General features: G+C 55.5%; 5 protein-coding genes. 4 read left to right on the forward strand and 1 reads right to left on the reverse strand.

The window, feature by feature from the left end; all coding sequences use genetic code 11:
• The first annotated feature begins 221 nt into the window (after positions 1-221).
• The 4 genes from PPOP_RS01800 to PPOP_RS01815 all read left to right on the forward strand — a co-directional run bounded on the left by PPOP_RS01800 (position 222) and on the right by PPOP_RS01815 (position 6,551).
• Positions 222-1,874 (forward strand): hypothetical protein, encoded by a 1,653-nt coding sequence (locus PPOP_RS01800; RefSeq protein WP_006284305.1) that lies wholly within the window; start codon positions 222-224, stop codon positions 1,872-1,874.
• Complete coding sequence (locus PPOP_RS01805) at positions 1,871-4,771, forward strand: DEAD/DEAH box helicase (protein ID WP_006284306.1); 2,901 nt, start codon at positions 1,871-1,873, stop codon at positions 4,769-4,771. Before PPOP_RS01800 ends, PPOP_RS01805 begins: the two co-directional genes overlap by 4 nt.
• A gap of 220 nt (positions 4,772-4,991) precedes the next feature.
• A complete protein-coding gene (locus tag PPOP_RS01810) occupies positions 4,992-5,669 on the forward strand; it encodes an SOS response-associated peptidase (RefSeq protein ID WP_006284307.1) in 678 nt (225 codons plus the stop codon).
• A 159-nt stretch (positions 5,670-5,828) separates the two neighbouring features.
• Positions 5,829-6,551, forward strand: coding sequence for a DNA-3-methyladenine glycosylase (locus tag PPOP_RS01815; RefSeq protein WP_093470950.1), 723 nt, complete (start codon positions 5,829-5,831; stop codon positions 6,549-6,551).
• A gap of 706 nt (positions 6,552-7,257) precedes the next feature.
• On the opposite strand, the gene PPOP_RS01820 is transcribed toward PPOP_RS01815, so the two are convergent.
• Entirely contained in the window at positions 7,258-7,680 is a 423-nt protein-coding gene (locus PPOP_RS01820; RefSeq protein WP_234399645.1) for a reverse transcriptase domain-containing protein, read from the reverse strand.
• Between the last annotated feature and the right edge of the window lie 1,127 nt (positions 7,681-8,807).

The raw sequence follows: 8,807 nt of genomic DNA on the forward strand, positions 1-8,807 counted from the left end.
GGGGTTCGGCACGATGAGTATCAAGGCGAAGTAAGGGATAGGCGGCATAACGCAAGAGGGCGGATTGGGAATGTTCCCGGGCCCTCTTTTTTTGGCGCGGCCTCCGTTACGCTACACAGGTCGTTTTTTGTTCACTTCCTTCTATCTTTCGTTGATTTTGTGTAAACTGAAAGGATACAGAATGCGGCCTTCTCCTTGAGAAGCCGTGAAAGTGGAGGTACGTGCGCTTGTCACAACTAGGATTATCCGTCAAGACATTCAACCGTGTAACCGAGCAGATGAAGCGCCGTTTTCGCTACGCGACTTTGGAACAGGGCTGGCGCTACTACCGCAAGCAGGCCGTGCTGGATATGGTGGAGGAAGTGCAGGCCGGCGGTAGAGAAGACCCGGATCAATGGATAGCGGCCGAGGTTTATGAGACGAAGCGCTACCGCGTCCGGTTCAACTGCACCGCCGTCAAGCGAAGCCAGTGCACCTGTCCGGAGGAGGGCGGGTGCAAGCATATGTCCGCCGTCTATTTTCAACTGTGTGAGGAACTGGGGAAGAAGCCGGAATTGTATCTGGCGGAATTCCGCCAGGTCTATATCGAAGAGGAACGCCAACGCATGGTGCAGCGCAAGCGAGCGGAGCATAAGGCGGAACTGGAGCGGCGCAAGAAGGCTTGGCAGGTGAGTCTGTCCCCGTCGGCTCCGGCACAAGAATGGCATGATTTTTTTCATCGAAAATATAGCAAGCCATTCACCGATTACCATTCCCCGGTGACCGATATCGCGGCCTGGGTCCGAAATGAATTGTACCGCCAGGAAGAACGCTTTCCCGAGCAGATCGTTCCGTTGTACCGCATGCATGTTCTGCTCTTCTTGCTGCGGCAACTGTCTATCCGGTACGTCCAGGGCAGATCCATAAGCTATCCGGGGCAGGACGCTCCGGCTGCAGAGACGGTCCTGACCTATATGGAGGAGCTGCGGCGGCTGGCGGAGTCTTACGACCTTTCCGCCACCCCTGCCGCCTATGAGCAGCATGTATCCAGCCTGGGCGAGATCGCGGAAAGGGTAGCCTTGTCTGAAGAGGAATCGGCCATCGACGGACTAGAAGTGCTCGCCTTGCTCTGGTCGACGGTGCTGAATCGGCCGGACTGGATGAAGGAGGCGCACCGCAGGCTGGAGCGAATGCTCGCTCCCGTCTCTTCGCTGCGTCCGCGGCGCCGGGACGCGATTCGGGTGGCGTTGGTTCATTTGGAAGTGCTGCTCGGACGCGAAGCCGAGGCGGTGAAGCGGTTGAGCGAGTTGACCTACCACAACGATCCCGGGCGGTACTGGGGATATTTGCGCGAGCATGAGCGCTCCGGACGCTATGAGCCGATTGTCTACTGGCTGGGAGCCCTTGCTCCGCTGATCCGCCAGTCCGGCCGGATCTCCGAATTGGAACAATATTGGGGATTTTGGAAGCGGGTCTATGAACGGATGCCCGACAAGGACGGCCTGGAAGCGCTTGTCCTGTCCCTGCTGCCTGGGATCTATCCGTACGTGTCTTCCTTTTTGCTGGAACAGGGACGGTATCGCGATTGGGCGGAAATTCAACTGTTGCAGCGGATCTCGCCTGCAGCGATCGCCGCTGGCGAACTGGAAGCGGTGGAGCGTGCCGCTCCGGAGCTGCTGCTGCCGGTGTTCCACCAGGCAATTGAGCACCATATCGAGGAACGGACGAAGGAGCATTATCGCGAGGCCGCCCGCTTGCTTCAGCGGTTGAAGCCGCTCTATATAGCCTGCGGCTCGGCAGGGACATGGGAGCTGTTCATGGAGCGGTTCGCGGCCCGTTACGCCCGCTTGCGGGCGCTGCACAAAGAGTTACGAGAAGGAGCGCTCTTGACATGAAGGAACAGGGAGCTTGGAAGGTGGAATGCCTCTCTCGCCGGCAGGGCGGATTTCTGCTTCATCACGGGGAGTTCAGGCGGTCTCTGCGGACGTTCAAGCATACGCTGTTCGGCTGGCATCAGCCATCCTTTTATGGCACGATGCTGGACGAGGCGGAGGAAGGCCGCATCCCGGGCATTGCCGTTTCTCCCGTCATGCTCCTGGAGCTGGCGGAGGAGCCGATCTCCGTCCGATGGGCGGGGATTGCATGGGGAGACAGCTTCCGCATCGCGTCATCAGCCGCCCGTATCTATGCGGAAGTGCTGCAGGACGGCCGGTACCGGCCGTCATTCGACTTGTGGAAGCAGGGGGAGCGCGGCTGGGATCTGCAGATGACGATGGAGGAGCGCCTGGCTCTGGAAGCGTTGGAGCAAGAGGCGGTTGCCCTCGGGGATCCAGGCCTAACCGGCTGGTTCGATAAGCTGATAGCTGACGCCCAGGCCCGCCGTGACGATCATCCGAACGTATGGCGGATGATGGCGGCCGTGAGGCCGGGCATCGAGACGCTGCGCCTTCCCGAACGGACTGCGGCCTGGTGGGAAGAGGACGACTGGCTGGAGACGATCGGCTGGGTGAAGGACGACACGCCGTTCCGCCTTATGCTGCGGCTGGACGAGCCGGAGGAGCAGCGTGCCCCGTGGCGGCTGCGCGTACTGCTTCAAGACAAGCAGCAGCCTGCCGTGCAGTTGGCCTGCGCGTATATTCCCGAAGGCCGGGGCTACCGGGCCGTCGCCGTGGAAGGCCAATTCCCGGAGGTGTGGCAGCCCTATGTCGACAGCCGCGTGCATCAGGAGACGGACAAAATCGTCCGTCTCCTTCCTTGGCTCGCCCTGGAAGAGGCGGTCGGCGGGCTGAAGACGCAGCTTACCGAGGCGGAGGCGTGGCGGTTCCTGACGGAGGGTAGCCTTGTTCTGACCGACGCGGGGATTCTGATCGCCGTTCCGGCCTGGTGGCAGCGTGCCCGCCGCCTGCAGACACGGCTGCAGGCGAAGCTGTCCGGGAACGGCTTTACCGGAACCTCCTATATCGGACTGGAGCAGATGGTACAGTTCGACTGGAAGCTCGCTATCGGCGACACCCAGTTCACGGAGGAGCAATTCCGCACCCTGCTTGAAGAGGATCGGCGGCTGATTTATCAAAACGGACAATGGGTGGCGTTGAACCCGGAGGAAGCCGCGCGGATTCGGCGCATCATGATGAAGGCCGAGCGGGACGGCCTGTCGCTGAGCGAAGTGCTGGAGCTGCAGATGGCTTCCGAACGGAAAGCGATGGAAGAGGAGGATCCGCTGCATCAGGAAGACGCGGTTCGCCTGGAGCTGGAACTGAATAGCTATCTTCAGACGTTCATCGACAAGCTGAAGCATCACGACTCCATTCCGCTGTGCGAACTGCCTGCCGGCCTGCGCGGCGAGTTGCGCAGCTATCAGATTCAGGGCTTCTCCTGGCTTGCCTTCATGCGGCGCTTCGGGCTGGGCGCTTGTCTCGCTGACGATATGGGGCTGGGAAAGACGATTCAATGGATTGCCTACATGCTCCGCATTCAAGAGGAGGAGCCGGATAAGGCTCCGTCCCTGCTCATCTGCCCGACCTCGCTGATGGGGAATTGGCAGAAGGAGCTGGAGCGGTTTGCGCCGAGCTTGAAGGTGCATGTGCACTACGGGCTTGATCGGGCCAAGGGAGAAGGCTTTGCCGCTACGGTCCGGGAGGCGGATGTTGTTATTACGACCTATACGCTGGCACTCAAGGATCGGGAGGAGCTGCGGCAGATCGTCTGGAGCTCGCTTTGTCTCGACGAAGCGCAAAATATCAAGAACCCGTATGCCAAGCAATCGGTGGCCATTCGCAAGCTCCAGGCCAGACACCGGATCGCCTTGACGGGGACGCCGATCGAGAATCATTTGACCGAGCTGTGGTCCATCTTCGATTTCTTAAACCCGGGCTATCTGGGGTCGCTCGCTCACTTCCGCCAGACCTACATTCTGCCGATCGAGCGGACCCGCGACAAGGAATGGATGCAACTGGTGCACCGGCTGGTTCAGCCGTTTCTGCTGCGGCGCATGAAGAGCGACCCGCACATCCAGCTCAATCTGCCGGAGAAGCACGAGGCCAAGGTGTATGTTCCGCTGACGGCGGAGCAGGCTTCCTTGTACGAGCAGACCCTGCAGGATCTGTTCGCGCCGATCGAGCGGATGGACACGTTGGAGCGGCGTGCCCATATTCTCGCCGCCCTGACGAAGCTGAAGCAGGTGTGCAATCATCCCGCGATGCTGCGCAAGGAAGGGCCGTCCGGATGGAGGCCGGAACGCTCGGGCAAGCTGGTCCGCCTGCTGGAGATGTTGGAGGAGCTTCGGTCGGAAGGCGATCGCTGCCTCATCTTCACCCAGTATGCGGAGACGGGGCGCCTGTTGCAGGCGGTGCTGGAGCGGGAGACCGGCGATCCGGTGCCGTTCCTGCACGGCGGCGTACCGAAGCAGAAGCGGGATCGGATGGTGGAGCAGTTCCAGGAGGAGCGCGCCGCGGGCACCGGGCACGCATCGGCCTTCATCCTCTCGCTGAAGGCCGGGGGAACGGGATTGAATCTGACGGCGGCGAATCATGTGTTCCACTATGATCGGTGGTGGAACCCGGCGGTCGAGAATCAGGCGTCCGACCGGGCTTACCGCATCGGCCAGACCCGCAACGTTCAGGTGCACAAGCTGATTGCACTTGGCACGCTGGAGGAGCGGATCGATGGTATGATCGAGCGGAAGCTGCAGCTGAGCGAGCAGGTGATGAGCAGCGGCGACAAATGGATTACGGAAATGTCCACAACGGAGTTGCGCGAGCTATTCGCCCTGCGAAGTCATTGGATGGAATAAAGGAGGTGCCTCCGCCTTCAGGCCTGGGGCGCCTTTTTGGCATCCTGCACGGATACCTGTATAACTATCCCTTTTTTTACAAAACCTAAGCAAGTTCTTGTTCACGATCCCGGATCTGCCGGTGCCGTCTGGGCAACCGATGCAGGCAAAAAGGGAAGCCGGTTTGTGAACGCCCTCAATGGACAAGTATGAAGAGGGTCAAGCAAAAGGAGGATGCAGGATGTGCAGAAGGTTCTCGATCACGGCCGATTTGCCGGACATCATTCAGCAATTTGAGGTCGACAAGGTCATGATTCATTACCGGCACCGCTACAATATCAGCCCCACCCAGACTGTGCCCGTCGTGCTGCAGCGCAATGGTATGCGGGTGTTGGACGAATACCGCTGGGGAATGGTTCCGTTCTGGGGCAAAGACTCCCTGAATGCGGACATTTATTCCGTGCAGGGAAATCCGGCCTATTGGAAGGTTGTCGAGCGCCAACGCTGTGTTATCCCGTGCAGCGGCTTCTATTATTGGCGGCGGGAAGGGAGGAAAAGCTTCCCTATCCGGCTGGTGCTCGGCGGCAAGGATGTATTCGGCGTCGCCGGGCTGTACGAACAGTGGAAGGATGCCAAGGGGCAGGACCATTCCACCTGTACACTCGTCATGACCCGGGCGAACGAGCTGGTGGCGGAATTCGACGGACGAATGCCGGCGATTCTAGGGCGGGAGGCGGTCGATGCGTGGCTCAACCCGGCCGTGACAGAGATCGAGGCGCTGGCCCGGCTCCTGCTGCCGCATGATCCCGCGCGCATGAGATGCTATCCGGTCACCATCCTTATCAATAACGACGAGTACGATACGTCAGATTGCATTAAGGAAGCAACTGATTTGAATTACGCTTACGTGAAGCCGTAGCTTCGGATCCCGATCCGCTCCGTGGGAGCGGATCGGCCGCCCTCCGGACGCTGCTCTGTCCGGTGCTTGTTCGGGGGTGACTTCCGGATGACGCGCCTGTCGGATGGCAGGAAATATGCTATCCTAGTGTCAGGACTAGAACGGGAGAGGAGTTGAAGGATGGAGCGAGAAGAGGATATCAGAAGTCAGGCCGAGGCCGAACATGGTGGACATACGATATTTCGTCCGTTGGAGCCGGGGGAACGGTTGTCTCGGCTCCTATACTGGATGGACGCCGTGTCGCTGGCGCGGACCTTGCTCGGCACGGTGCTCGTCCGGCGCACGGCGGCGGGCATCATTCGCAGCCGGATCGTGGAGACGGAGGCCTATGTAGGCCCTGAGGACAAGGGCTGCCACGCTTACGGCGGCTTGCGCACGGCCCGGACGGAGCCGATGTTCGCGGACGGCGGAACTTCGTACGTCTATTTTATTTATGGCATGTATCATTGCCTGAATGTGGTCGCGGAGCAGAAGGACAAGCCGGAGGCGGTGCTGATTCGGGCCGTGGCCCCCTGCACGGCGGAGGACGAAGTGAAGATGCGTTCGTTCCGCGCAATCCGCTCCCGCAAGCCGGCCGACCTGTGCAACGGCCCCGGCAAGCTCTGTATGGCGCTGAATATCGACAAGCGCTGCAATGCCCTTGACTTGACGGTCAGTGAGGAGATGTGGCTCGAAGCCGGGGCCTACCCTGGCGTGGATCGCATCGTTGCTGCCCCGCGCATCAATATTCCGTATGCGGAAGAATTCACAGACAAGCTGTGGCGCTATTACATACAGGGCGATCCCTATGTCTCCGTCGTTGCCAAGGAGGCCGTGCCGCTGTTGAAGGCGATGCAGCGGTAGAGGGCATGATTTTAGGATAACGTAAACAGGGTAAGGTACACATCAAGAAACCAAATGCATTATTTTATGTATGAAACTTAGAAAACCGGAGTAGTGTCTCCGGTTTTTTGTTGACTACATGTTTTATTGATGTTATTGTGATGCTTGTAGTAGGGATATTATGGAAGTTATGTGCGGGTTAGTATATGCGTGTCTTCGGATGTGCAACAGTGGAGAAATATGTACATGAGCAAAGCTTTATATCGGGTGGTATGCAAGAATTGATGGATTTTTTAAGGGAGTACAGAGAGAATTATGGCCAAGCGTAGCGGCTCTTGAGCCTGATAAGCTGGCCGGGCTGCCAGCCCCTGGCGCATGGGGCACACAAGAAATAATAAAAAAGACTCACGCACTTTCCTCTAAATAAAATTAAGCTGCTGGAACACGTTTCATTTTTTATTTTATATTAAGGAGATGATTTTAGTTGAAAGAAGAGATATTACAGCAAATTTTAAATAAAATGAATAATATTAAGATTACGCTTAATGATATACGTTTGCATGTTTAAAGAATGGATAAAAGAAGAGAAAAATTTTTAAAATGGGTAACTGTAATTGCAATTGTTTTTAGTTTATTTCTGGTTTTTCGGTCTCTGTTGTTGATTTAGCGCGGTAAAACCTCTTGTTTTAGCTATGGGAATGCTATGGAGATGTGAGGCTAATAACATTTAGCTGCCTCGCATCAGACAATAGACTCCAAGGATGAGTTGTGCTAACAATGATTTGACCTGCAGGGTTCGGTTCGCCTTTATCCATAGCTTCATTCGATTTAGAGTAGCTTGAAATTTCTTTCTGCTCGTTTGTCGCTTCACTCTGAATTTTCCATTTCGACTTTTTCCACAGTAGTAGGTAAATCCCAGGAAATCAAATGTTTCCGGCCTGCCCTCTCCTCTGTTTCTCCTGTTTTGTGCAGCAAATTGGCCAAATTCTATAATCTTGCTCTTTTCAGGTGCTATCTCCAGGTGGAACTTCTTAAGCCTGTCCTTGAGTTGCAGGTAGAAGTTTCTTGCCTCGCCTTCCGTTTGGAAACAACATACAAAATCATCCGCATATCGAACCATATGGGTCTGGCCTCTGCATTGCTTCTTCATTCGTTTCTCGAACCATAAGTCCAGTACGTAATGTAGGTAGACTCTTGTCTTCATAAGCCGGGATACCTAGTGCCTCATCTTATTGCTTCCAGGCTTAGGGATATACATTCGTCTAACGGACTGAGGTTTGTAAGCCATTTTAAGCAAGGATTGATGGAGATTTCTTATGTTTATTTCCAGGTTTTCCTCGTACTTCGCTTTCGTAACCTCGTCCACACCAGCTGCCTTATTCCCCTTTCAGTTCCTGATGGCACATGTACAATGCCTTCTCGTCCAATAGGTGGATTAGGCATGTAAATTGCTCTTTTGGTCGTTCTCTTGCTGCTTGTGCTATCTTAACAAGTTTTGTTTTCAATTCACTTCCACCTCTGCGTGTGGGAATTGTATCCTTTGCCAAGGTCTTCTGATGTGGCTTCCTATCTCTCTTTTGCTTTTCTTGCTTGGTTTTCACTTGTACGGCATACCCGCTGGTTCCAGGAAGAGATAGGGTCTCCCGGGTTCCCGCTAATTCTCTGTTTGTAACGTGCCAAGCTCTTAGACCCCGGAATGCCGATTCAAACTCACCAAAAATGCTCGAACCGATATTTCCTTCTGTGTGTAACCACATCGGCCTGTCTCAGCTTATTTTTCGAGGCTCCATCACTTCAGCATTCGCTTTCGGCCCGCTATTTTGCCGTTCTACGCTTAAAGCTATTCGTTACCGCATAAGCTCCAAGATCTAGTCTAGCTACAGGACTGCTGGTTAGGCTTTATCCTGAGGGGACTCCCACCCACTAGAATTAACGACCTTGCCCGGCCGCACTACACAAAATTGTTGACAGACCCCAGACTCCTGGGAACTCCCATTATCGGGAGTGACATGTTCTACAAGGGCCTTCAATTAAAGGAACACTCTGAACAATCATTTTACCCTCAACATTTATCGTTCTAAGCAAAGCAGATAGTGTGCCTGCAAATATAACTTGTCGTTTAAAATCAGATAGTACTGTTATTCTTGGTTCATCTGGATCCCACGTTAATCCAGCTGTTAATCGATGGTACAGGTTTTGATCTTTCCTTGGAGCTGACGATGCAGCTTAACCTTGACGTCACCAATTTTCGATAGGCGAACTTTATTGCCAATGATG

The sequence above is a fragment of the Paenibacillus popilliae ATCC 14706 genome, from assembly GCF_000315235.1.
Taxonomy (GTDB): Bacteria; Bacillota; Bacilli; order Paenibacillales; family Paenibacillaceae; genus Paenibacillus_B; species Paenibacillus_B popilliae.

What these genes read in the sequence shown, in the direction of transcription:
- PPOP_RS01805 (WP_006284306.1), top strand. Translation starts at nt 1,871, where the DNA reads ATGAAGGAACAGGGAGCTTGGAAGGTGGAATGCCTCTCTCGCCGGCAG.
- PPOP_RS01810 (WP_006284307.1), top strand. Translation starts at nt 4,992, where the DNA reads ATGTGCAGAAGGTTCTCGATCACGGCCGATTTGCCGGACATCATTCAG.
- PPOP_RS01815 (WP_093470950.1), top strand. Translation starts at nt 5,829, where the DNA reads ATGGAGCGAGAAGAGGATATCAGAAGTCAGGCCGAGGCCGAACATGGT.
- PPOP_RS01820 (WP_234399645.1), bottom strand. Translation starts at nt 7,680, where the DNA reads ATGAAGAAGCAATGCAGAGGCCAGACCCATATGGTTCGATATGCGGAT.